At 70.4% G+C, this 21,178-nt stretch carries 18 protein-coding genes and 4 tRNA genes; 11 read left to right on the forward strand and 11 right to left on the reverse strand.

The features are described from left to right. Positions 1–38: 38 nt before the first annotated feature. From AB0I68_RS31960 to AB0I68_RS31985, 6 genes are all read right to left on the reverse strand, one after another. Positions 39–114, reverse strand: a tRNA-Gly gene (locus AB0I68_RS31960). Between the two features lie 22 nt (positions 115–136). Beyond that, the gene (locus AB0I68_RS31965; RefSeq protein WP_363180866.1) at positions 137–748 is read right to left on the reverse strand and encodes a response regulator transcription factor; all 612 of its coding nucleotides are present in this window, start codon (positions 746–748) and stop codon (positions 137–139) included. After that, positions 745–1,983 carry a histidine kinase gene (locus AB0I68_RS31970; RefSeq protein WP_363180867.1) on the reverse strand — a complete coding sequence of 413 codons (1,239 nt, stop codon included), beginning with the start codon at positions 1,981–1,983 and terminating at the stop codon, positions 745–747. The genes AB0I68_RS31965 and AB0I68_RS31970 overlap by 4 nt, the downstream gene beginning before the upstream one ends. Before the next feature lie 172 nt (positions 1,984–2,155). Then, positions 2,156–2,228: transfer RNA gene (locus AB0I68_RS31975), tRNA-Gly, on the reverse strand. Positions 2,229–2,307: 79 nt separating this feature from the next. Further along, positions 2,308–2,379 (reverse strand) — tRNA-Gly (locus AB0I68_RS31980). 89 nt (positions 2,380–2,468) lie between these two features. Continuing rightward, on the reverse strand, positions 2,469–2,786 hold the full coding sequence (locus AB0I68_RS31985; protein ID WP_363180868.1) for an Lsr2 family protein: 318 nt from the start codon (positions 2,784–2,786) through the stop codon (positions 2,469–2,471). A 346-nt stretch (positions 2,787–3,132) separates the two neighbouring features. Here AB0I68_RS31985 and purS point away from each other — a divergent pair, with 346 nt between their 5' ends. From purS to AB0I68_RS32015, 6 genes are all read left to right on the forward strand, one after another. Continuing rightward, a complete protein-coding gene (gene purS / locus AB0I68_RS31990) occupies positions 3,133–3,384 on the forward strand; it encodes a phosphoribosylformylglycinamidine synthase subunit PurS (protein WP_008740952.1) in 252 nt (83 codons plus the stop codon). Between the two features lie 2 nt (positions 3,385–3,386). After that, on the forward strand, positions 3,387–4,067 hold the full coding sequence (gene purQ / locus AB0I68_RS31995; RefSeq protein WP_363180869.1) for a phosphoribosylformylglycinamidine synthase subunit PurQ: 681 nt from the start codon (positions 3,387–3,389) through the stop codon (positions 4,065–4,067). Beyond that, on the forward strand, positions 4,064–6,313 hold the full coding sequence (gene purL, locus AB0I68_RS32000; protein ID WP_363180870.1) for a phosphoribosylformylglycinamidine synthase subunit PurL: 2,250 nt from the start codon (positions 4,064–4,066) through the stop codon (positions 6,311–6,313). Before purQ ends, purL begins: the two co-directional genes overlap by 4 nt. A gap of 115 nt (positions 6,314–6,428) precedes the next feature. Continuing rightward, positions 6,429–6,977, forward strand: a complete 549-nt coding sequence (locus AB0I68_RS32005) for a winged helix-turn-helix domain-containing protein (RefSeq protein ID WP_363180871.1) — start codon at positions 6,429–6,431, stop codon at positions 6,975–6,977. Between the two features lie 127 nt (positions 6,978–7,104). After that, complete coding sequence (locus tag AB0I68_RS32010) at positions 7,105–7,893, forward strand: sterol carrier family protein (RefSeq protein WP_363180872.1); 789 nt, start codon at positions 7,105–7,107, stop codon at positions 7,891–7,893. Between the two features lie 13 nt (positions 7,894–7,906). Further along, complete coding sequence (locus tag AB0I68_RS32015) at positions 7,907–8,752, forward strand: META domain-containing protein (protein ID WP_363180874.1); 846 nt, start codon at positions 7,907–7,909, stop codon at positions 8,750–8,752. 356 nt (positions 8,753–9,108) lie between these two features. Here the strand turns inward: AB0I68_RS32015 and AB0I68_RS32020 are convergent, their stop codons facing one another. Then, a complete protein-coding gene (locus tag AB0I68_RS32020) occupies positions 9,109–9,204 on the reverse strand; it encodes a putative leader peptide (protein WP_363180875.1) in 96 nt (31 codons plus the stop codon). 147 nt (positions 9,205–9,351) lie between these two features. Here AB0I68_RS32020 and purF point away from each other — a divergent pair, with 147 nt between their 5' ends. After that, on the forward strand, positions 9,352–10,869 hold the full coding sequence (purF, locus tag AB0I68_RS32025) for an amidophosphoribosyltransferase (protein WP_363180876.1): 1,518 nt from the start codon (positions 9,352–9,354) through the stop codon (positions 10,867–10,869). Positions 10,870–10,974: 105 nt separating this feature from the next. Further along, positions 10,975–12,045, forward strand: coding sequence for a phosphoribosylformylglycinamidine cyclo-ligase (purM, locus tag AB0I68_RS32030; RefSeq protein ID WP_363180877.1), 1,071 nt, complete (start codon positions 10,975–10,977; stop codon positions 12,043–12,045). 111 nt (positions 12,046–12,156) lie between these two features. Here purM and AB0I68_RS32035 read toward each other — a convergent pair whose 3' ends face one another. Together AB0I68_RS32035 and AB0I68_RS32040 are read right to left on the reverse strand one after the other, a co-directional pair. Further along, on the reverse strand, positions 12,157–12,420 hold the full coding sequence (locus AB0I68_RS32035) for a DUF3073 domain-containing protein (protein WP_356870113.1): 264 nt from the start codon (positions 12,418–12,420) through the stop codon (positions 12,157–12,159). A 282-nt stretch (positions 12,421–12,702) separates the two neighbouring features. Continuing rightward, positions 12,703–13,830 carry a Glu/Leu/Phe/Val dehydrogenase dimerization domain-containing protein gene (locus tag AB0I68_RS32040; protein WP_363180878.1) on the reverse strand — a complete coding sequence of 376 codons (1,128 nt, stop codon included), beginning with the start codon at positions 13,828–13,830 and terminating at the stop codon, positions 12,703–12,705. Positions 13,831–14,024: 194 nt separating this feature from the next. Between AB0I68_RS32040 and AB0I68_RS32045 the strand changes: the two genes are divergently transcribed. Together AB0I68_RS32045 and bldC are read left to right on the forward strand one after the other, a co-directional pair. After that, complete coding sequence (locus AB0I68_RS32045; RefSeq protein WP_363180879.1) at positions 14,025–14,879, forward strand: hypothetical protein; 855 nt, start codon at positions 14,025–14,027, stop codon at positions 14,877–14,879. Between the two features lie 568 nt (positions 14,880–15,447). Continuing rightward, complete coding sequence (bldC, locus tag AB0I68_RS32050) at positions 15,448–15,654, forward strand: developmental transcriptional regulator BldC (RefSeq protein WP_003949541.1); 207 nt, start codon at positions 15,448–15,450, stop codon at positions 15,652–15,654. Between the two features lie 720 nt (positions 15,655–16,374). Here the strand turns inward: bldC and AB0I68_RS32055 are convergent. Together AB0I68_RS32055 and hrpA are read right to left on the reverse strand one after the other, a co-directional pair. After that, positions 16,375–16,448: transfer RNA gene (locus AB0I68_RS32055), tRNA-Asp, on the reverse strand. A gap of 69 nt (positions 16,449–16,517) precedes the next feature. Then, a complete protein-coding gene (gene hrpA, locus AB0I68_RS32060; protein WP_363180880.1) occupies positions 16,518–20,441 on the reverse strand; it encodes an ATP-dependent RNA helicase HrpA in 3,924 nt (1,307 codons plus the stop codon). A 118-nt stretch (positions 20,442–20,559) separates the two neighbouring features. Here hrpA and AB0I68_RS32065 point away from each other — a divergent pair, with 118 nt between their 5' ends. Further along, complete coding sequence (locus AB0I68_RS32065; protein WP_363180881.1) at positions 20,560–21,174, forward strand: hypothetical protein; 615 nt, start codon at positions 20,560–20,562, stop codon at positions 21,172–21,174. Positions 21,175–21,178: the final 4 nt, after the last annotated feature.

Here is a 21,178-nt window from a genome sequence, read left to right on the forward strand (position 1 = left end):
GAAGAAGCCCCCGGTCCGAGGACCGGGGGCTTCTTCGATGGAGCGGACAACGCGACTCGAACGCGCGACATCCACCTTGGCAAGGTGGTGCTCTACCAACTGAGCTATGTCCGCATGCGCCGTAACGCGAGACCTACTATACCCAACCTCGCTCGCGTGCGAGACGCACTGCCGTGTGCCGGTTCTCCGCACCCAGCTTCGAGGCCGCCGAGGACAGGTAGTTCCGTACGGTCCCCTGCGAGAGCGAGGCCCGCTCCGCGATCTCCGCGACCGGCGCCCCGTCCCCCGCGAGCTCGAGCACCTCGGCCTCGCGCGCGGTCAGCGGCGAGTCCCCCGCGCTGATCGCGTCGGCCGCCAACTCCGGGTCCACATAACGCCCTCCGGCGTGCACGGTCCGGATCAGCTCGGCCAGCCGCTGCGCCGACACCGTCTTCGGCGCGAAGGCCCGCACCCCTGCCGCGAGGGCCCGCTTCAGGTGCCCGGGGCGCCCGTGACTCGTCACGATCATGGTCTTGCAGTCGGGGAGTTCGGCCCGCAGCGATGTGGCCACGCTCACACCGTCCGCCCCCGGCATCTGCAGGTCCAGCACCGCCACGTCCGGCCGGTGGGCGCGCGCCATCGCGAGGGCCTCCGGCCCCGAGGCCGCCTGCGCGACGACCAGCAGATCGTCCTCGAGGGCCAGCAGCGCGGCGAGCGCGCCGCGGATCAGGTGCTCGTCGTCGGCCAGCAGTACGCGTACGGGGCTCACGCCCGCACCTCCAGTCCTTGCAGTTGTCCGCCCGGGATCTGCGCCCGCAGCCGGAACCGGCCGCCGCCGACCGGGCCCGCCTCCAAGGTGCCGTCCAGCACCGCGAGCCGCTCCCGCAGCCCGGCGAGCCCGGAGCCCGGCGGTCCGGCCGGCGCCTCGGGGGCCCCGTCGTTCTCCACCACCAGCGTCAGCGCGCCCCCGTCGGGTGCCGTCAGCCGGATCACACAGCTGCGGGCGTCCCCGTGCCGCAGGACGTTCGTGGTCGCCTCCCGCACCACCCAGCCCAGCGCCGACTGCACCTCGGGGCGCAGTTCGCGGCCGGCCTCGACCTCGACGCGGCATTTCATCCCGGCCGCGCTGAGCACCCCGCGGGCGCCCTCCAACTCCACCGTGAGATCCGCCTCGCGGTAGCCGCGTACGACGTCCCGTACTTCGCGCTGCGATTCCCGGGCGATCCGCTGGACCTCGATCATCTGGTCCACGGCCTCCGGGCGTTCGCGCCGGGCCAGCTGGACCGCCAGCTCGCTCTTGAGCGCGATCACCGCCAGATTGCGGCCCATCACGTCGTGCAGGTCCCGCCCGAAGCGCAGCCGCTCCTCGGCGACGGCGAGCTGCGCCTGGAGCTCCCGGGCCCGGTCCAGCTCGTAGACGGTGTTCAGCAGCCACCCGGAGAACCCGTAGGCCAGGCTCATGAACAGGCCGCTCAGCAGCACTCCGACCGCGTAGCCGATGACCTCGCCCAGGGGCAGGCCGAGGGCGACCGTCGCGGCGGCCGAGCCGGCCGCCGCGGCCGGGGCCACCCACCACATGCGCCGGACCCTCTTCAGGCACAGCACCACCGATCCCGTGGCGAAGCAGCTCATGCCGATCACCAGGGACGGGGCCGCCGACGCGTCGATGTGCCCGGTCTTGCGCAGGACGAGGGCGGCGAGGCACGCGACGGCCGTCAGGACCGCCGTGGCCACCGCGAGCCGCACCGGACGCCCCCGGCGCCCCACCAGCCAGCCCAGCGCCCTGGAGGAGAGGAATCCGACCAGCACGGAGTGCGCGCACAGGGCCAGGAAGAACACGACGGACACGGGACGCGAGGACGACCTCACCGCCGCCGAGCCGACCAGGGGCGACCCGAACGACAGGATCTCGATCAGTACGAAGAAGTGGAACGAGCAGCGGGTGTAGAGCTCGACCTTCGCCGCACTGCTGCGGTTTCGCCACCACCCGGTCAGCTTTGACACAGTCCCAGTCCCCCGATCACCCTCCGGCGGTCGCCGCCGTGCACGACTCCAGCCTCGCGGCAGCCCGCGGGCGGCACCAGTGCGCGCCGTCATCACCCCCGATGACATTTGTCAGCACAAGCCGATGCATACGACAAAGGCCCTGATCAATGATCAGGGCCTTTGTCTTCTGAGCGGACGACGCGACTCGAACGCGCGACATCCACCTTGGCAAGGTGGTGCTCTACCAACTGAGCTACGTCCGCATGCTTGCGACGGCACGAATGCCGCGCGATGCGTGCATCACTCTACCTGATCCACAACCGTGGTCGGTAAAGCATGCAGAGCGGGTGACAGGGATTGCACACTGCGCCTCCCCCCTGGAAGGGGGGTGTTCTGCTACTGAACTACACCCGCACGACCTTCGGGGCTTTGACCTGCGGTCTGGCCCCTCGGCGTGATCCACACACTAGCGGACCAGAGGGGGTGGATGGCAAATCGGCCCCTCAGTGGGCTTCGTTGTACGCCGCGTAGACCCGCTTCGGGATGCGGCCGCGCGGCGGCACGTCGAGGGCGTTGGACCGGGCCCAGGCGCGCACGACCGCCGGGTCCGGGGCCAGCGAGGTGTGCTTGTACGCCTTCCCGGAACGGGCCTGCCGGCGGCCGGCGGCCACGAAGGGCTCGAGGCTCTTCCGCAGTTTCTTTGCGTTGGCCAGATTGAGGTCGATCTCGTACGACTTACCGTCCAGGCCGAACGTGACCGTTTCCGCTGCTTCCCCGCCGTCGATGTCGTCGGAGATCGTGACTACTACGCGCTGCGCCACGGATATCGGTCCCTTCGCGCGACGCCACCCACCCGTTGGACGTGCGGTGATGTCGCCTGTGTGGATGTTTCGGAGCAATGCAACTTTCCGCCCCGGGTCGCGAAGCGACAAATGCCACCGACCCGGTGGAATCCTTTGTACCGCGATTCCCATTGCAATGCGAAGCCCAGTTAATTGTCTCCGCGTGTCCCGCCGCAATCCCGGGCGCGTGGTTTTCCGGTGGATTTTGCGAAGCGTTGGTGAAGCCGAAACGAGCGGACGATCACGGTCCGTGGATATCTACCCGCGTAGAAATTTCGGACGGGTACGCTGAGGGAACCGCCTTCGCACCAACCACCCATCGGGAGTGCCAGTGGCACGCGTCGTAGTCGACGTCATGCTCAAGCCGGAGATCCTCGACCCCCAGGGCCAGGCGGTGCAGCGTGCACTGCCGCGCCTGGGATTCGAGGGCATCGCCGACGTCCGCCAGGGGAAGCGCTTCGAGCTCGAGGTGGAGGGACCGGTCGACCAGGCCGCCCTCGACCGCATCCACAAGATGGCCGAAACGTTCCTCGCCAACACCGTCATCGAAGACTTCACCGTGAAGGTCGAGGCCTGACGGTGACCACTCGCATCGGAGTCGTCACGTTCCCCGGAACGCTCGACGACCGTGACTCGCTGCGCGCCGTCCGCCTCGCGGGGGCCGAGCCCGTCTCGCTGTGGCACCGCGACAAGGACCTGCACCAGGTCGACGCGGTCGTCCTCGCGGGCGGCTTCTCCTACGGGGACTACCTGCGCGCCGGAGCCATCTCCCGGTTCTCGCCGGTGATGGAGACCATCATCGAGCAGGCCAAGGGCGGCATGCCCGTCCTGGGCATCTGCAACGGCTTCCAGATCCTCACCGAGGCCCACCTGCTGCCGGGGGCGATGCTCCGGAACAACCACCTGCACTTCATCTGCCGCGACCAGAAGCTGCGGGTGGAGAACGCGGAGACCGCGTGGACCGGCGACTACACCGCCGGCCAGGAGATCTCCGTACCGCTCAAGAACGTGGACGGCCGGTACGTCGCCGACGAGCGCGTGCTCGACGAACTGGAAGCCGAAGGCCGCGTGGCCTTCCGCTACGTCGACATGAACCCGAACGGGTCGCTCCGCGACATCGCCGGCATCACCAACGCCGCGGGCAACGTCGTCGGCCTCATGCCGCACCCCGAGCACGCGGTCGAGCCGCTGATCGGGACGGGCCGCACCGACGGCCTCCCGTTCTTCACGTCGGTCCTGAAGAAGCTGGTCTCCGCATGAGCCTCGACACGGTCAAGAACGCCACCGAAACACCGGACGCGGCGCAGCCCTGGAAGGAGCTCGGCCTCAAGGAGGACGAGTACGCCCGCATCCGGGAGATCCTCGGCCGCCGCCCCACGGGCGCCGAGCTCGCCATGTACTCGGTCATGTGGTCCGAGCACTGCTCGTACAAGAGCAGCAAGGTCCACCTGAAGCAGTTCGGTGAGAAGGTCCCCCAGAACGACGCCATGCTCGTCGGCATCGGCGAGAACGCCGGCGTCGTCGACGTCGGCCAGGGCTACGCGGTCACCTTCAAGGTCGAGTCGCACAACCACCCGTCGTACATCGAGCCCTACCAGGGCGCGGCCACCGGCATCGGCGGCATCGTCCGCGACATCCTCGCCATGGGCGCCCGCCCGGTCGCGGTCGTCGACCCGCTGCGCTTCGGCGCGGCCGACCACCCCGACACCAAGCGCGTCCTGCCGGGCGTGGTCGCGGGCATCGGCGGCTACGGCAACTGCCTCGGCCTGCCCAACATCGGCGGCGAGGTCGTCTTCGACGCCTGCTACCAGGGCAACCCGCTGGTCAACGCCGGCTGCATCGGCGTGATGAAGCACGAGGACATCCACCTCGCCCAGGCCTCCGGCCCCGGCAACAAGGTCATCCTCTACGGCGCCCGCACCGGCGGCGACGGCATCGGCGGCGTCTCGGTCCTCGCGTCCGAGACCTTCGACGACTCCAAGCCCACCAAGCGCCCCGCCGTCCAGGTCGGCGACCCCTTCCAGGAGAAGCTCCTCATCGAGTGCACCCTGGAGATCTTCAAGGAGAAGCTGGTCGCGGGCATCCAGGACCTCGGCGGCGCCGGGCTCTCCTGCGCCACGTCCGAGCTGGCCTCCGCCGGTTCCGGCGGCATGCGCGTCGAGCTGGACACCGTCCCGCTGCGCGACGCGACGCTCTCGCCCGAGGAAATCCTCATGAGCGAGTCGCAGGAACGCATGTGCGCGATCGTCGAGCCGCAGTACGTCGACCGCTTCATGGAGATCTGCGAGAAGTGGGACGTCATCGCCACCGTCATCGGTGAGGTGACCGACGGCGAGCGCCTGGAGATCTTCTGGCACGGCGAGCAGATCGTGGACGTGCCCCCGGGCACCGTCGCTCACGAGGGCCCGGTCTACCACCGCCCGTACGCACGCCCCGAGTGGCAGGACGCCCTCCAGGCCGACGACGCGGGCAAGCTGCCCCGCCCGCAGACCTCGCAAGAGCTCCGCGCGCAGGTCCTGGCCCTGGTCTCGTCCCCGAACCAGGCCTCGAAGTCCTGGGTCACCGACCAGTACGACCGCTTCGTTCAGGGCAACACCGTCCTGTCGCAGCCCGAGGACGCCGGCATGGTCCGCATCGACGAGGAGTCCAACCTCGGCGTGGCCATGGCGACGGACGGCAACGGCCGCTTCGCCAAGCTCGACCCGTACACGGGCGCGCAGCTGGCGCTGGCGGAGGCGTACCGCAACGTCGCCGCGACCGGCGCCAAGCCGCTCGCCATCTCCGACTGCCTGAACTTCGGCTCGCCCGAGGACCCGGGCGTCATGTGGCAGTTCGCCGAGGCCACCCGCGGTCTCGCGGACGGCTGCCTGGAGCTGGGCACCCCGGTGACCGGCGGCAACGTCTCGCTGTACAACCAGACCGGTGACGTCGCGATCCACCCGACCCCGGTCGTGGCGGTCCTCGGCGTGATCGACGACGTCAACCGCCGTACGCCGATGGCGTTCGCGGAGGCCGGCCAGTTGCTGTACCTGCTGGGCGACACGGCCGAGGAGTTCGGCGGCTCGGCCTGGTCCCAGGTCGTGCACGACCACCTCGGCGGCATGCCGCCCAAGGTCGACCTGGGCCGCGAGAAGCTGCTCGGCGAGATCCTGATCTCGGCGTCCCGCGACGGCATGGTCGACGCGGCGCACGACCTGTCCGACGGCGGCGTGATCCAGGCGCTCACCGAGTCCTGCCTGCGCGGCGGCAACGGTGCGCGGGTCGTGGTGCCCGAGGGTCTGGACGCGTTCACCTTCCTGTTCTCCGAGTCGGCGGGCCGGGCCATCGTGGCCGTCCCGCGCAGCGAGGAGCTCCGCTTCACCGACATGTGCGGTGCGCGGGGCCTGCCCGCCACCCGCATCGGCGTGGTGGACGGCGAGGAGATCGAGATCCAGGGCGAGTTCACGATTCCGCTCGAGGAGCTGCGTACCGCCCACGAGGCGACGATCCCGGCCCTGCTGGTCTGATCCCGCGCTTCCCGCCGAGCCCCCGTCCGGACCTTCCGGGCGGGGGCTCGGTCCTTTCCCGCACCTCCTGCACACACCTCTTGTATGTGATTACGTAATGTCGTAAGTTCTTCTCGTGGATCTTGAAACGCGCGTTGCGGAGCTGGAACGCCGGCTCGACGCCCTCGAAGCACAGGGCGCCCGGCCCGAACCCGAACCCGAACCTGAGCCCGAACCCGCCGAGACGGCAGGGGACTTCTGGGCGCTGGAGGGATGGAAACAGCGCCTCGCTGCACTCGACGCCCCCGACGGCGGGGTGCTCTTCACCGGCGCGGTCCGCCTCCCCGCCGGCGAGCAGTACGAATGGCAGCAGGCCTTCCCCACCGGGGGGCTCCTCGGCGACCGGGCCGAGGACCCCGCCGCCGACCGGCAGCGCACCGCCGACGCCCTCGCCGCGCTCGGCAGCCCCGTACGGATCCGGCTGCTCCGGGAGATCCTGGCCGGCCGGCGCACCGCGGCCGAGCTCACCGCGCTCGACGGCGTCGGCACCAGCGGGCAGGTCTACCACCACCTGCGCCAGCTGACCGCCGCAGGCTGGCTGCACACGACCGGCCGGGGCCGGCACGAGGTTCCCGGCGGCCGGGTCGTACCGCTGCTCGTCCTGTTCGCGGCGGCCACGCCCTGACCCGCCCCGCTGCCCCGCTTCCCGCAGCCCGGCGGGGCGTCGGCGTCCCGGCCGGCTGCGAGGTGTTCGACGCGGGACCGCGGGCCTGAGGCCGACACCGCAGGGGTCGATCGGGCAGACTCGCCGCATGGCATCGAGGACCCGTACCCGTACGTACGACGCCGCGAAGATCCGCGCAGCCGTCACCGCACAGTTCGGCCACATCACCGCAGCCGTCCGGGAGCTGACTCCCGAACAGCTCGGGCGCGGCACCGGGCTCGGCGACTGGACCGTCGCCGACCTGGCCGCGCACATCGCGTGGATCGCCGACTCGCTCGCGAGCGGACTGGCCCGGCCCCCGGCCGCCGTGCCGGAGCTGACGGCCGTCGAATGGCCCTCCGCCACCGCCTCCCTCGCCGGGAAGATCGCCGAGGCGGCCAAGGAGACCCTCGAGGGGGGCCCGCTGCCCGGGCTGTACGAGCACGCCGGCGTCCGCATGGCCGAGGCGCTGGCCGCGAACCCCGGAAGCCGGGTGCTCGACCTGTGGATCGGGGACATGACCCTGGCCGACTTCCTGGTCACCCGGACCGTGGAGCTGGTGGTGCACACCGACGACCTGGGCCGGGCCGCCGGGGTGGACATCCCGATCGAGCGGCAGGCCCTGGCCGCCTGCACCCGGCTGCTCGCCGACGCCCTCGCGCTCAAGGCCCCGGGCGGCTCGGTGGAGGTGCGGATCCCGCCCTTCGCGGTGGTCCAGTGCATCGAGGGGCCCCGCCACACCCGCGGCACCCCGCCGAACGTGGTGGAGACGGACCCGCTGACCTGGATCCGGCTGGCCACCGGGCGTACGGACTGGGCCACGGCCGTCGAGGACGCGCAGGTCAGGGCCAGCGGGGAGCGGGCCGACCTGGCGGCGCTGCTGCCGGTGATGAGCTGAGCGGAGGGCCGTCATGGTGGAACCGCTCCGGCGCCCGGTCCGTCCCAGGGGCATGCGTACCTTCCGGCCCGTCCACACCTCTGCGGGCCTGGCCCTCGTACTCGCGCTCGCCCTGGCCGGCTGCGGCCGGGACGAGGACGGCGGGAGCACCACGCTCCCCGACCCCATGGGTTCCTGGGCCGTCGAGTCCCTGACCACGGGCGGCCGCACCCTGCACGCGCCCGAGTCCGCCCGTCTCGACATCAGCCGGAACCAGGCCAAGGGCAACTACGGCTGCAACGGCTTCACCGCGGTGGTGGCCTTCGCCGGCCCCTCCGCGGTGACCGTCACGCCCGGCGCCACGACCACCATGGCCTGCGCGGACATGGACTTCGAGACCGCCTTCGCCAAACTGTTCCGCGGGAGGATGGCGATCGACCGGGGACCCGACCGGCTCACCCTGAAGACCGCCGACGGGAGCACCATCGCCATGACGTCGACGCCCGCGGCACCGGACGCCCCGCTCACCACGACCCAGTGGACCGTGGAGTCCCTGGTGAGCGGCGGGACCGCGGCCTCCCTGCCCGCCGAGGCGGCCGGGAAGGCGTGGTTCACCATCGCCCCGGACTTCGCCGTGAGCGGCAGCCTCGGCTGCAACCGGTTCAGTGCCAAGGCCACCGTCGAGGGCTCCGCGGTCACCTTCGGGCCGCTCACCTCGACCCGGATGGCCTGCGAGGGCCCGGTGGGCGAGGTCGAGCGGACGCTGACCGAGCTGTTCGGCAGCGGCCCGCTCACCGTGAAGATCCAGGACCGGGCCCTGACCCTCACCGCCCCGGACGGCAAGGGCCTGACGGCCAAGGCGGCCTCCGCCGCCGAATAGCCGGGTCCAGACGCGGGCCGGTCACGGCAAGGGTCAGCCCGGGTAGGGCAGCAGTCCCGCGTCCACCTTCTCCCAGGCCGCCGGCCGCGGGCGGCGCTGAACGGACGCTCCCCGGGCCGGCCTGAGCGGTATCGGAGGCCGCTGCCGGGCCGGCCCCGGGCCCCGCCGCGGCAGCCGCCGCGGTCACTCCGACGGCACTTCCGAGCGCACGACGGGACAGCTTGCTGTTGTACGAAGACACAGGGGCTCCAAGGCGCAGCTCGGCCACCCCGCCCCGGGCGGGCACGGGACGGCGCGCGGCACGGCAGGGCGGGGCTGGGCGGAGCGAAAGAGGAAAGGAGGGCGAAGACTTGTGGCTACGCAGAACAGCGACAGATGGCGCCCGCGACACGGACCAGGTCTACGTGGCGGCGCTCGACGAGGGTGACGGACCGGTCACCGAGAGGCTGCATGGGCGAGAGCCCGTACGCACCCCTTCGTAGATATCAACAAAGACATCCGAATACCGAGACAGGGTCGTACCGTCACCCTCTGTGCTGTGAGATTTCCCGGGCGTCCTCAATTCGGACCAGTGGTCGATCTCGCCTACACTCGGAAGCGTGCCTCGTGGTGATGGACGACTCAACCACGACCTGCTCCCCGGCGAAAAGGGCCCCCAGGACGCTTGCGGCGTCTTCGGTGTCTGGGCTCCGGGTGAAGAGGTCGCCAAGCTCACCTACTTCGGACTGTATGCGTTGCAGCACCGTGGACAAGAGTCCGCGGGAATCGCTGTGAGCAACGGTTCCCAGATCCTCGTCTTCAAGGACATGGGCCTCGTTTCCCAAGTCTTCGACGAAACCTCTCTCGGCTCGCTCCAGGGTCATATCGCGGTCGGTCACGCCCGCTACTCGACCACCGGAGCCTCCGTCTGGGAGAACGCGCAGCCCACTTTCCGCGCGACCGCCCACGGCTCCCTCGCCCTGGGTCACAACGGCAACCTGGTGAACACCGCCGAGCTTGCCGAGATGGTCGCCGACCTCCCCCGTCAGGACGGCCGTGCCACCCAGGTGGCGGCCACCAACGACACCGACCTGGTCACGGCCCTGCTGGCCGGCCAGACGGACGACGAGGGCAAGCCCCTGACCATCGAGGAGTCGGCCGCCAAGGTCCTCCCGCAGGTCAAGGGTGCGTTCTCGCTCGTGTTCATGGACGAGGGAACCCTCTACACCGCCCGTGACCCGCAGGGCATCCGCCCGCTGGTCCTCGGCCGCCTGGAACGCGGCTGGGTGGTCGCCAGTGAGACCGCCGCCCTCGACATCTGCGGCGCCAGCTTCGTCCGCGAGGTCGAGCCGGGCGAGCTCATCGCGATCGACGAGAACGGCCTGCGCACCTCCCGGTTCGCGGAAGCAAAGCCCAAGGGCTGTGTCTTCGAGTACGTCTACCTGGCGCGCCCGGACACCGACATCGCCGGCCGGAACGTCTACCTCTCGCGTGTCGAGATGGGTCGGCGCCTGGCCAAGGAAGCCCCGGTCGACGCCGACCTGGTGATAGCGACGCCGGAGTCCGGCACGCCCGCCGCCGTCGGATACGCCGAGGCCAGCGGGATCCCGTACGGCTCCGGCCTGGTCAAGAACGCCTACGTGGGCCGGACCTTCATCCAGCCCTCGCAGACGATCCGCCAGCTGGGCATCCGCCTGAAGCTCAATCCCCTCAAGGAAGTCATCCGGGGCAAGCGCCTGGTGGTCGTCGACGACTCGATCGTCCGCGGCAACACGCAGCGCGCCCTGGTCAAGATGCTCCGCGAGGCCGGCGCGGCCGAGGTCCACATCCGGATCTCCTCGCCGCCGGTGAAGTGGCCGTGCTTCTTCGGCATCGACTTCGCCACCCGGGCCGAGCTGATCGCCAACGGCATGACGGTCGACGAGATCGCCACGTCGCTGGGCGCGGACTCGCTCTCGTACATCTCGCTCGACTCGATGATCGAGGCGACGACCATCCAGAAGCCCAACCTCTGCCGTGCCTGCTTCGACGGCGAGTACCCCATGGAGCTGCCCGACCCGCAGCTCCTGGGCAAGCAGCTCCTGGAGAGCGAGCTGGCCGGCGGCACCGATGCCGCCGACGCGCTCCGGCGCCCGTAGCGCCGCGGCCCGCACCCCTCGCTGGGCCTGCGCCGGGCCCTGTCTTTGAGGCTTCTCCCAGGGCCCGGCACCACACGCAGTAACGACACGAAAGCTCTCCCTGTCATGACAGAGAAGACCACCGGTGCCAGCTACGCAGCCGCAGGCGTGGACATCGAAGCGGGAGACCGCGCCGTCGAGCTGATGAAGGAGTGGGTGAAGAAGACGCAGCGCCCCGAGGTCCTCGGCGGCCTCGGCGGATTCGCCGGCCTCTTCGACGCCTCCGCCCTCAAGCGCTACGAGCGCCCGCTGCTGGCCTCCGCGACCGACGGGGTCGGTACGAAGGTGGACATCGCCCGCCAGCTGGGCGTGTACGACACCATCGGCCACGACCTCGTCGCGATGGTCATGGACGACATCGTCGTCTGCGGTGCCGAGCCGCTCTTCATGACCGACTACATCTGCGTGGGCAAGGTCCACCCGGAGCGTGTCGCGTCGATCGTCAAGGGCATCGCCGAGGGCTGTGTCCTCGCCGGCTGCGCCCTGGTGGGCGGCGAGACCGCCGAGCACCCGGGTCTGCTGGGTCCGGACGACTTCGACGTGGCGGGCGCCGGCACCGGTGTCGTCGAGTACGACCGGCTGCTCGGCGCGGATCGCATCCGTACGGGTGACGCCGTCATCGCGATGGCGTCCTCCGGCCTTCACTCGAACGGGTACTCGCTGGTCCGGCACGTCCTGTTCGACCGCGCCAAGATGTCGCTGGAGCAGCACGTCGAGGAGCTCGGCCGGACCCTCGGCGAGGAGCTCCTGGAGCCGACCAAGATCTACTCGCTGGACTGCATGGCCCTCACCCGTACGGCCGAGGTCCACGCGTACTCGCACATCACCGGCGGCGGCCTCGCGGCGAACCTGGCCCGGGTCATCCCGGACCACCTGCACGCCACGGTCGACCGTTCGACCTGGGCCCCGGGCGCCGTCTTCGACCTGGTCGGCAAGGCCGGTCGGGTCGAGCAGCTGGAGCTGGAGAAGACCCTGAACATGGGCGTCGGCATGATGGCCGTGGTCCCGCAGGAGTCGGTGGACGTGGCCCTGACCGCGCTGGCCGACCGGGGCGTGGACGCCTGGGTCGCGGGCGAGATCCTGGACCGCGGCGCACACACCGAGGGCGCGACCCTGACCGGCGCGTACGCGAGCTGAGACAACACTGAAACCCGGTCCGGGGCGAGGCCCTGGACCGGGTTTCAGTGTTGTCTCAGCCGGGGTCAGCCACTGGCTGGCTGCCACCTGCGTGGTGCAGACGCGAAAGCGTCAAGCGCCGCGACGCTGTGGCGACGGGCCGGACTCTTCGTCCTCGTCGTCGTCATCGCTGTTGTACAGATCCGCGTACTTGGCGTACGGGTCGTCGTCGTCCAGATCGTCATCGACTTCGACCGGCTCGCTGACAGGCAGCAGCGGTTCCGTCGGCGATGCGCCCAGCTCATTGGCCAGACGCGAGAGGTCAGTCCCGCCGCTGTTGTACTTCAGCTGGCGGGCGACCTTTGTCTGCTTGGCCTTGGCCCGGCCGCGCCCCATGGCTCGACCCCCTCGGTGACGGGGCTCGACGGCCCCAGAGTCTGACACGCGTTCATGGTTCGGAGCGGGCTCTCCGTGGAGAGACCGTCCGTAGGGGTTTAACGGTACCTGCTTCCGCGGCCATACGGTACGCCGCCCGCATGACGTGCCCCGGTGCAGGACCAATGAGGCGCCCCGTCCTCGCTGGTCAGCTGCGATTTTAACCCTTTCCTGGCGGGCGACCCGCCGAAGTGCAGTGAGTTCCGTCTCGCCGCAACTCCGGCGGGCGCACGTCAGGGGCCGTTACGAGGGGTCGACAGCCGGGGTCGCGGCCTTCGCGGCGCGGGCGTCCGCCATCCGCTGCTCGGCGATCCGGTCGGCCGCCGCGGCCGGCGGGATCCCATCCGTCTTCGCGCGAGCAAATATGGCCAGGGTGGTGTCGAAGATCTTCGCGGCCTTGGCCTTGCACCGGTCGAAGTCGAAGCCGTGCAGCTCGTCGGCGACCTGGATGACCCCGCCCGCGTTGACCACGTAGTCGGGCGCGTAGAGGATCCCGCGGTCCGCGAGGTCCTTCTCCACACCCGGGTGGGCGAGCTGGTTGTTCGCGGCGCCGCACACGACCTTGGCGGTCAGGGCGGGTACCGACTCGTCGTTCAGCGCGCCGCCGAGGGCACAGGGGGCGTAGATGTCCAGGCCCTCGGTGCGGATCAGGGCGTTGGTGTCCGCCACGGCGGTGACCTGCGGGTGCTTGTCGAGGACGCGGCGCAGCGACTCCTCGCGGACGTCCGTGATCACGACCTCGGCGCCGTCCTCCAGGAGGTGCTCGACCAGGTAGTGGCCGACCTTGCCGACGCCGGCCACGGCGACCTTGCGGCCGCGCAGGGTCGGGTCGCCCCACAGGTGCTGGGCGCTGGCCCGCATGCCCTGGAAGACACCGAAGGCGGTGAGGACCGAGGAGTCGCCGGCGCCGCCGTTCTCGGGGGAGCGGCCGGTCGCCCAGCGGGTCTCGCGGGCCACGATGTCCATGTCCGCCACGTACGTGCCGACGTCGCAGGCCGTCACGTAGCGGCCGCCGAGGGACTCCACGAACCGGCCGTAGGCCAGCAGCAGTTCCTCGGACTTCAGGACGTCGGGGTCGCCGATGATCACGGCCTTGCCGCCGCCGAGGTCGAGACCGGCGAGGGCGTTCTTGTACGACATGCCGCGCGAGAGGTTGAGCGCGTCCAGGACGGCCTCCTCGTCGGAGGCGTACGCGTGGAAGCGCGTACCGCCGAGGGCGGGGCCCAGGGCGGTGGAGTGGATCGCGATGACGGCCTTCAGGCCGGAGGCTCGGTCCTGGCACAGCACGACTTGCTCGTGGCCGCCCTGCTCCGTACGGAACAAGGTGTGCAGGACGCCGTCGGTCATTTCGGTCACGGTGGTGACTCCCATGGAAGAGATGCGGCGGAATGACGCCCGCCCTGCGGGTGGGGGGAGGGCGCGCTGGGAGCAGCGTAAGACCTGCAGGGCGTGTGCAGTCGACCTGTCCAAAGATCGGAACACTCCCGCAGTATGGGTCGCCGGCTCTGGAGGGTCGGCGGACGCCCGGCGGAGTATCGCCGGGCGGTGCGGGGGAGTACGAGAACGTGAGCGAATCCTCCGACCCCAGGCTGCCCTCGGCGCGCTCGGCGCCGACCGTGCCGTACGCCTCCTACCTGCGCGTCTACGAGCCCCTCGCCGCCTTCGCGGAGCCGGAGCGCACGCACTGGGCCACGTACGCCCGGCGCGGGGTGGTCCCGACCGCCCAGGACGAACTGCGCCGCTCGCTTTCCGACTTGGTCCGGGTCCCGGTGGTCGGGGTGCCGGCGCACGAGAGCGCGGACGCCTTCACGGCGGAGGTGGACGGGGTGCTGCTGGTCTGCCCGTGGCGGACCAGACTGCGCGGCTGGCTGGCGCTCCAGGAGCTGGTCGAGCAGTTCCCGCTCCCGGTGCTGGACGCGGCGCTCCCGCCGGTGGCGAGGCGGCGGGCGGCCGAGGAGTACGAGCGCTGGCGCGAACGGAATCCGGATGCGCGCCCGTGGATCCGCACCGCGGTGTGGCAGGTGCCACTGCGCTGGTTCGTGCTGGTGGCCGACGATGAGCGGGAGTACGTGCCGGGCGAGCGGATGCGCTACCGGACGCCGATGGTGCAGGCCCGGCGGCGGCTCGCCCGGGGCCTGCGGACCCTGCGGGAGGCCGACGGGTACGGGGGGCTCGCGGAGGGGCTGGTGGAGGTCGGCAGCTGGCTGGAGGAGTTCCACCCGCGCTCGATGGTCGAACTGGACTACGGGGGGCTGGTGCACGCGCTGCCCGCCGACCGGCTGCGCGACGACCGGTCGGCCCGGGACCTGGCGGTGGGGATCGCGGCGCTGCGGGCCGGGGACGAGGCCGGGGCGGTGGAGGCGTACGAGGAGCTGGCGGAACGCTGGCGGGAGGTCCGGGAGAGACTGTTCGCGAACTGACCGGCGGGCGGTGGAGCGCGGCTGCGAGGGCGGCGGTCAGGGCGTCGCGTACCGTGCGTATCGGTCGATCGGCCACAAGTGGCTGATCAGAGGCGTGATCACCACATTCGGGTCTTAGTGCCAGGACCTACGTCCCGATACGGGCCATTGGCTCAAGCGTGACGGACCGCACTAACTACACCCTTGCGCCCTTCCCCTACCCTCGTGCCAAAATAGGACAAGGAGTCCGGGGAGGGTTCCTTCCGCCCAACTAAGGGCGGAATGCTCGGCATTGCACTCTACGGGGGGTCCTGACGACTCCTGATCGCTCTGTGACTGATCGTCACAGTGGGGTGACTGTCCGTTATGGGGCGGTCCATCGGCTTCCGCCGCTGATGAACACCTCGGAGGGCAATTCCGTCGGTTTGGCCGTCGAGGCTGGACGGATGGTGTAGTTGTAGTGCCGAGGACAAGCCGTTCGTCCTATAACCGACTCGGCCCGCGTATGTCCATTTCGGGCAACGCGGGCCAAGGTGCAGAATTTAGAGGAAAGAACCGAGATGGTTCGGTTCTCCCGAGGAGGCCGCTCATGACCGCTCGCACCCCTGATGCCGAGCCGCTGCTGACCCCGGCTGAGGTTGCCACGATGTTCCGCGTGGACCCGAAGACGGTCACCCGCTGGGCCAAGGCTGGCAAGCTCACGTCCATCCGCACTCTGGGTGGACACCGCCGTTACCGCGAGGCCGAGGTCCGTGCACTGCTCGCGGGAATTCCGCAGCAGCGCAGCGAGGCCTGAGGTCGCGCAAGCACCCCGCTTTACCGGGCTTGAATCGGGTCCCCCAATCCGATGAAACCCACATGGCTTCAAACGCTTGGACCTGCCCCAACAGGTTCTTGTCGTTCGATCGCGCTGGACTCCGCCGGGTCCAGCGCGATCTTTTTATGCCCGGAGGCGGCGTGGAATCGGGCTGACGCGGGGTACCCGCGGAGTGGGTGCCATTGCACATATTAAATCGAGCACGCGTATGGGTGCGATAAATGTGCGAGTCTCAAAAACTCATGTGGTGACTCCCGTCACAGGTTGTCACTCTTGTACAACCCGCAATGCACCCGTAAGGGGACGTGCGCCGCAGAGCGACTCATGCGGATGGGGGATTTTCGCGGACGGACTCGTTCCGCGGGTGGCTGCCGCGTGACGCGACCCCGCCGGGCGGTGATCTTTCCTCGCTGGACGTCCCGGCAGGTCCCCGATGCGCCTCGGGGAGGCTCCGGTGAGTGCCCGGCGCATCCCCTGGGGGCCTCTGGCGGGCCCTCAGGGGCGCTCGGAGGGGCGGAGGGCGGGTGACCGCCCGGACCGACCGGCCGGTTCCTCCTGCCGCGCCTGCCGGGCCGCTCGCGCCGACTGTGCCTGTCGCGCCTGCCGTGCCGACTGTGCCGGCCGCGCCTGGCTGTGCTGCCAACGCCATGCAACGCAACAGGGCCCGCATCCCTGGGGATACGGGCCCTGCTCTTGTTGCGAACCTGACGGGACTTGAACCCGCGACCTCCACCTTGACAGGGTGGCGAGCTAACCAACTGCTCCACAGGTCCTTGATTTGCTGCCGCTGGGCGGCTGCGAATCAGACTGTACCGCAGCTCAGGGGGTGCAGTCGAACCGGATCACGGAGCGGCCGCGTCCACCGCCTTCACGATCCGCTTGTCGGAGATCGGGTACGCCGTCCCGAGCGCGTGCGCGAAGTAGCTGACCCGGAGTTCCTCGATCATCCAGCGGATGTCGGTGACCGCGGAAGGCACCGGCCGGCCCTTCGGCAGCTGCTCCAGCAGCCACGCGTACTCGTCCTGCATCTCGTGGACCTTCTCCATGCGCGTGGTGTCGCGCTGGGCGCCCGTCGGCATCTGCTGGAGCCGCCGGTCCACCGCCACCAGGTAGCGCATCAGGTCCGGCAGCCGCCGCAGGCCCGTCAGCGTCACGAAGCCCGTCGGCACGAGGGCCGCCAGCTGCGTCTTCACGTCCTGCACGTTGGCCACCAGGGCCAGGCTGTTCACGGCCTTCAGGCGGCGCTCACAGGCCTGCCAGGCGGCCAGTACCTGCTGCACCTGGCCCACCGTCCGCACGGTGGTGTCCACCAGGTCGGCGCGCACGGCCTCGTAGAGCTTGCGGAAGCCCGTCTCGTCCCAGGCCGGACCGCCGTGGTCGGCGATCAGCTTGTCGGCCGCCGCGGTCGCGCAGTCGTCGAACAGCGCCTGGATGGAGCCGTGCGGATTGCGGGACAGGGCCAGCTTCTGCTGGTTGGTCAGGTGGTCGGAAGCGAACTTCGCCGGGTTCACCGGGATGTTCAGCAGGATGAGGCGCCGCGTGCCCAGCCACATCGCCTGCTGCTGCTCGGCCTCCGTGTCGAAGAGCCGTACGGACACGCTCGTGCCCTCGTCGACCAGCGCCGGGTACGCCTTCACGGGCTGGCCGGCCCGCCGGGTCTCGAAGACCTTGGTCAGCGTCCCGATCGTCCAGTCGGTCAGGCCGGTGCGTTCCACCGACTCCCCGCCCGCCCGCTCGGCGGTGGCCGCGGCGGCCTTGGAGAGGGCCTGGCGGGCCTTCGGCTTCAGCTTCAGCCGCAGGGCCTCCAGGTCCTTGTCCTCGGCGAGGTTCTTGCGGCGCTCGTCGACGATCCGGAAGGTGATCTTCAGGTGGTCCGGGATCCGGGAGAGGTCGAAGTCCTCGGCGGAGACGGGGACCCCGACCATCCGCTGGAGCTCGCGCGCCAGGGTGACCGGCAGCGGCTCCTGCAGGGGCACGGCCCTGTCCAGGAAGCGGGCCGCGAAGTTCGGCGCGGGCACGTAGTGCCGGCGGATCGGCTTCGGGAGGGACCGGATGAGCTCGGTGACGACCTCTGCCCGCAGGCCCGGGATCTGCCAGTCGAAGCCCTCGTCGGTGACCTGGTTCAGCACCTGGAGCGGGATGTGGACGGTCACACCGTCCGCGTCCGCACCGGGTTCGAACTGGTAGGTCACCCGGAACGAGAGCTGCCCCTGCCGCCAGGAGTCCGGGTAGTCGGCCTTGGTGACCCCGGCCGCCTTCTCGGTGAGCAGCATCTCGCGCTCGAAGTCGAGGAGTTCGGGCTCCTCGCGCCGCTTGTGCTTCCACCACGAGTCGAAGTGCGCCCCGGAGACCACGTGCTCGGGGATCCGCTGGTCGTAGAAGTCGAAGAGGGTCTCGTCGTCGACCACGATGTCGCGGCGCCGCGCCCGGTTCTCGAGCTCCTCGACCTCGGTGAGGAGCTTGCGGTTGTCGGCGTAGAACTTGTGGTGGGTCCGCCAGTCGCCCTCGACCAGCGCGTTGCGGATGAACAGCTCGCGCGAGACCTCGGGGTCGATCCGGCCGTAGTTGATCTTCCGCTGGGCGACGATCGGCACGCCGTACAGCGTGACCTTCTCGTACGCCATGACGGCCGCCTGGTCCTTCTCCCAGTGCGGCTCGCTGTAGGTGCGCTTGATCAGGTGCTGGGCGAGGGGCTCGACCCACTCGGGCTCGACCTTGGCGTTGACCCGGGCCCACAGCCGCGAGGTCTCCACCAGCTCCGCCGACATGAGGAACCTCGGCTGCTTCTTGAAGAGCGCCGAGCCGGGGAAGATCGCGAACTTGGCGGAGCGGGCCCCCAGGTACTCGTTCTTGTCGGTGTCCTTGAGGCCGATGTGCGAGAGCAGGCCGGCCAGCAGCGAGACGTGGATGTGCTGCTCGGGGGCATCGGCCTCGTTGACGTGGATGCCCATGCCCTTGGCGACCGTACGCAGCTGCGAGTAGATGTCCTGCCACTCGCGGATCCGCAGGAAGTTCAGGTACTCCTGCTTGCACATCCGGCGGAACGAGGACGAGCCGCGCTCCTTCTGCTGCTCGCGGACGTAGCGCCACATGTTCAGGAACGAGAGGAAGTCGCTCGTCTCGTCCTTGAAGCGGGCGTGGTTCTGGTCGGCCTGCGTCTGCTTGTCCGAGGGCCGCTCGCGCGGGTCCTGGATGGACAGGGCCGCCGCGATGACCATGACCTCGCGGACGCAGTTGTTCTTGTCGGCCTCGACGACCATGCGGGCCAGGCGCGGGTCCACGGGGAGCTGGGAGAGCTGGCGGCCCATCTGCGTGAGCCGCCTCGACGGATCCTTCTCGGACGGGTCGAGGGCCCCGAGTTCCTGGAGCAGCTGGACGCCGTCGCGGATGTTGCGGTGGTCCGGCGGGTCGATGAAGGGGAACTTCTCGATCTCGCCGAGGCCGGCCGCGGTCATCTGGAGGATGACGGAGGCCAGGTTCGTGCGCAGGATCTCGGCGTCCGTGAACTCGGGACGGCCGTTGAAGTCGTCCTCGGAGTAGAGCCGGATGCAGATGCCGTCGCTGGTACGGCCGCAGCGGCCCTTGCGCTGGTTGGCGCTGGCCTGGGAGATCCGCTCGATGGGCAGGCGCTGGACCTTGGTGCGGTGGCTGTAGCGGGAGATCCGGGCATTGCCCGGGTCGATCACGTACTTGATGCCGGGGACGGTGAGGGAGGTCTCGGCGACGTTGGTGGCGAGGACGATCCGGCGGCCCGTGTGCTGCTGGAAGACCCGGTGCTGCTCGGCGTGCGAGAGGCGGGCGTAGAGGGGCAGGACCTCGGTGAAGCGAAGGTTCCGCTTGTTCAGCGCGTCCGCCGTGTCGCGGATCTCGCGCTCGCCGGAGAGGAAGACCAGGACGTCGCCCGGCCCCTCGGACTGGAGCTCGTCCACGGCCTCGCAGATCGCCGTGATCTGGTCGCGGTCGCTGTCCTCGGAGTCCTCTTCCAGGAGCGGGCGGTAGCGGACCTCCACCGGATACGTACGGCCGCTGACCTCGACGATCGGGGCCTCGCCGAAGTGCCGGGAGAAGCGCTCCGGGTCGATGGTCGCCGAGGTGATCACGACCTTGAGGTCGGGGCGCTTCGGCAGCAGCTGGGACAGGTAGCCCAGCAGGAAGTCGATGTTGAGGGACCGCTCGTGGGCCTCGTCGATGATGATCGTGTCGTACGCGCGCAGCTCGCGGTCCGTCTGGATCTCGGCGAGCAGGATGCCGTCCGTCATCAGCTTCACGAAGGTGGCGTCCTGGTCCACCTGGTCGGTGAAGCGGACCTTCCAGCCGACCGTCCGGCCGATCTCGGACTTCAGCTCCTCGGCGATCCGCTCCGCGACCGTGCGGGCGGCGATCCGGCGGGGCTGGGTGTGCCCGATCATGCCCCGGACGCCGCGGCCCAGCTCCATGCAGATCTTGGGGATCTGCGTGGTCTTGCCGGAGCCGGTCTCACCGGCGACGATCACGACCTGGTGGTCGCGTATCGCCTCGGCGATCTCGTCCTTCTTCTGGCTGACGGGCAGGTTCTCGGGATACGTGACCTCCGGCATCCGCGAGGCACGGCCGGCCAGTCGCGCGGCGGCCTTTTCGGCCTCCGCGGCGATCTCGTCGAGCACGGCCTGCTTGGCCTCGGGTTTGCGGATGCGGCGGGCGCCCTCGAGGCGGCGGCCGAGGCGGTGCGCGTCGCGGAGGGAGATCTCACCGAGAAGCGTCTGCAGGGCGGCGAAGGAAGTAGACATACCTGGTCGAGGATCTCACCCGCAGGTGCCGGGTGGCGAACGCATTTGTGCCCCGTACCCGTACCATTTCGGGACGAGATCGCCTGAACCGACCCGCTGACCGAGTGAGAGGCCCGCCATGTCCCGCGCCCGTGGAGTGTGGTGCCTGGTCGCTGCGCTGGCGGTGTGGGTCGTGACGGCGGCCGGGGCCGGAGCCGGGGCTCAGGCCGCCGGCCGGATCGCAGCCCTCGCGGCCCCGGTCACCGCACCCGTCCGCCCTGCCGGGGCCATGCCGGCCGCGCCGGGCGCACAGGCCGCGGCGGGCTCCCGCGCCGTGCAAGCGGTGCGGGCCGGGCCGGCCACGCAGGCCGCGCCCGCCCCCTGGGCCCCGAGGGCCTTGCGGGCCGTGTCGGCCGCGCACGCCGCGTCGGCGGTTTCGGCCTCCCCGGCTGCGTCCGTCTCTTGGGCCGCGCCGGCCACGCGGGCCGGGCCGGCCGGGGGTGCGGTTCCCGGGGACGGCGTCGGCGCGGCCGCAGGCGAGGGGCGGGGGGCCGGGTGTGCGCCCGGTGCCCCGGACCGGCCGTACGGGCCCGTCGTGCCGCCGCGCGGGTCGGGGGAGCATGCGCATGCCCCGGTGGGGCGGCCTGCGGTGGAGCAGGTGTGGGGGTCCCGGACGCTGCCCGTACGGGTCCTCGTGCGCGGGCCCGACCGGCCGGCGCCGGGTCCGGCGGAGCTGTCCGTGATGCGGGTGTAGAGGA

This window comes from Streptomyces sp. NPDC050448, from assembly GCF_040655295.1.
Taxonomy (GTDB): Bacteria; Actinomycetota; Actinomycetes; order Streptomycetales; family Streptomycetaceae; genus Streptomyces.

Excerpts from the sequence above, each read along its gene's own strand:
- purL (WP_363180870.1), top strand. The coding sequence starts at position 4,064 with ATGAGCCTCGACACGGTCAAGAACGCCACCGAAACACCGGACGCGGCG.
- AB0I68_RS32010 (WP_363180872.1), top strand. The coding sequence starts at position 7,105 with ATGGCATCGAGGACCCGTACCCGTACGTACGACGCCGCGAAGATCCGC.
- AB0I68_RS32015 (WP_363180874.1), top strand. The coding sequence starts at position 7,907 with ATGGTGGAACCGCTCCGGCGCCCGGTCCGTCCCAGGGGCATGCGTACC.
- AB0I68_RS32020 (WP_363180875.1), bottom strand. The coding sequence starts at position 9,204 with ATGCAGCCTCTCGGTGACCGGTCCGTCACCCTCGTCGAGCGCCGCCAC.
- purM (WP_363180877.1), top strand. The coding sequence starts at position 10,975 with ATGACAGAGAAGACCACCGGTGCCAGCTACGCAGCCGCAGGCGTGGAC.
- AB0I68_RS32035 (WP_356870113.1), bottom strand. The coding sequence starts at position 12,420 with ATGGGGCGCGGCCGGGCCAAGGCCAAGCAGACAAAGGTCGCCCGCCAG.
- AB0I68_RS32040 (WP_363180878.1), bottom strand. The coding sequence starts at position 13,830 with ATGGGAGTCACCACCGTGACCGAAATGACCGACGGCGTCCTGCACACC.
- bldC (WP_003949541.1), top strand. The coding sequence starts at position 15,448 with ATGACCGCTCGCACCCCTGATGCCGAGCCGCTGCTGACCCCGGCTGAG.
- hrpA (WP_363180880.1), bottom strand. The coding sequence starts at position 20,441 with ATGTCTACTTCCTTCGCCGCCCTGCAGACGCTTCTCGGTGAGATCTCC.
- AB0I68_RS32065 (WP_363180881.1), top strand. The coding sequence starts at position 20,560 with ATGTCCCGCGCCCGTGGAGTGTGGTGCCTGGTCGCTGCGCTGGCGGTG.